Annotated in this window: 2 protein-coding genes; both read right to left on the bottom strand. The window is 69.4% G+C overall.

The genetic code is table 11. The features are described 5' to 3' along the window. Nucleotides 1–926: SdrD B-like domain-containing protein (locus ACZ7NC_RS45340; RefSeq protein WP_471498273.1), on the bottom strand; the 926-nt coding region annotated here is incomplete at its 3' end. A gap of 6 nt (nt 927–932) precedes the next feature. Further along, the coding region (locus ACZ7NC_RS45345) for an ABC transporter substrate-binding protein (RefSeq protein WP_471498276.1) at nt 933–2132 on the bottom strand (1200 nt) is incomplete at its 5' end.

Here is a 2132-nt window from a genome sequence, read left to right on the forward strand (position 1 = left end):
GAGATGCCCTGGTAGGGGGCGGCGAAGTTCGAGGCCGGCAGCTTCACCGTGTAGGGGCCCTCGTCCAGGCCTTCGAAGCGGAAGGCGCCGTCGGACGCCGTGGTCGCCGTGGCGATGGTCTTCCCGGCCCGCACCGCCTCGACCGTCATCTCGGGCAGCCCGTTCTCCCGCCGGTCGACCTTGCCCTGCTGCCCTCCCCCACCTGGTGTGAAGTCGAGGTAGACGACACCGCGCAGCTCGCCGGGGCCCGCCTTTCGCCCGGCCGCCGGATAGGCCGGCTCGGTGCCGCCGGGCAGGTCGTCGGGGAGCACACCGACCAGACCCAGCGTCACCGCCTGGCCCGGGGACACGCTCGCGCTGGTGCGGTACGAGCCGTCCTCGTCCTTCGTCAGCCCCTGCCCGTCGCGTGCCCGGGCCGTCGGATATGTCGACGTGCCCTGGAAGGCGTCGTGCACGGAGACGGCCGCGGCGTTCAGCACGCCCTTGTCCGGGTCCTCGTCGTAGGCGAGCCGGAAGATGATGCCGGCGGCGAGGAAGGACACGGCCATCGGCATGAACAGCAGCAGCTTGAACGCGGTCGCCCAGCGCACCTTCTCCACCAGCACGGCCAGGATCAGGCCGAGGCCGGTGAGCAGGGCCGGGGCCACCACGACCCAGATGGTGGTGTTGCGGATGGCCTTGAGGGTGGCCGGGTCGCGGAACATCTCGGCGTAGTTCTCGCCGCCGACGAAGCGGGTGCCGGAGGCGTCGAAGAAGCTGCGCCCGATGGAGAACAGGACCGGGTAGACGACCAGGGCACCGAGCAGCAGCAGTGCGGGGAAGACGAACAGCACGGCGATCACGCGGCCGCGTCTTCGAACACGTGGCCTGGGACCGGCCGCAGTGGCAGGCGCAAGACTCCCCGTCTTCAGAGGTGTGGAGGTCATGACGAATCAGCCCTGGCCCTGGTACGCCTTGGCCGCCGCGGCCTCCAGCTTCGCCGCGGCCCCCTTCGCATCCGACGGGTCGCGCAGGAAGTCCTGCAGGAGCTTCCACTCGCCCGCGCCCTTGGTGCCGCCGAAGGCCGCCGGGGCCTGGTCGGACATGTCGAAGCGAACCGAGTCCGAATCCCCGGCCTCCACCAGGGACTTGGCGGTCGCGCGGGTGACGTCGTCGCCGTACGAGGCGAGATCGACGTTCTTGTTCGGGGACAGGAAACCGCCCGCCTCGGCCCACACCGCCGCGGCCTCCGGCGTGGCCAGGTACTCCAGCAGTGCCATGCCGGCCTTCTGGTTCTTGCCGTCCTTCAGCACGACCGCCGCGTCACCGCCGCTGACCACCGGCGCCTTGCCGCCGCCGACCGCCGGGAACGGGAAGAAGTTGGCGTCCTTGCCGATCGACTTGCCGAACTGGTCCTTGGCGACACCCGCGACGAAGTCGCCCTCGTAGACCATGCCGGCCTCGGGCTTCGGCCCGAACACCTTCTCCACCGAGCCCGGGAAGTCCGTGTTCAGGGCGCCCTTCTGGCCGCCCGCGATCAGCTGCTTGTCCTTAAACAGCTTGCCGAGGGTCTTGAGCGCCTCGACCACGGAGGCATCCGTCCACTTCAGCTTGTGCGCGGCGAGGGCGTCGTACTTCTCCGGCCCGGCCTGGGAGAGGTAGACGTTCTCGAACCAGTCGGTCAGCGTCCAGCCGTCCTGCCCGGCGACCGAGAAGGCGGCGAGTCCGGAGTCGGAGACGGTCCCTCCGGCCTTCAGCATGTCGTCGTACGACTTCGGCGGCTCGACACCGGCCTGCGCGAGGGCGTCGGGGCTGTACCAGACGGTCGACTTGTGGGCGGCCTTGAAGTAGAGGCCGTACAGGGTGCCGTCGACGCTGCCGTAGTCCTTCCACACCGGCGCGAAGCCCTCGTCCACCGACTTCTGGGCCGTGCCCGACAGCGGCTTGAGCCAGCCGCTGTCCGCGAACTGCTTCAGCACACCGACCTGCGGGACCATCACCACGTCGGGGGCGTTACCGCCCTCGATCTTGCTGCCGACGACGGTGGACACGTTGTCGCCGGTGGAGGTGAACTGGGTCTTGGCACCGGTCTTCTCGGTGAACGCGTCCAGCACCTTCTGGAAGTTCTTCTGCTCACTGCCGGACCAGACACC

Source organism: Streptomyces sp. NPDC111802 (genome assembly GCF_055634335.1).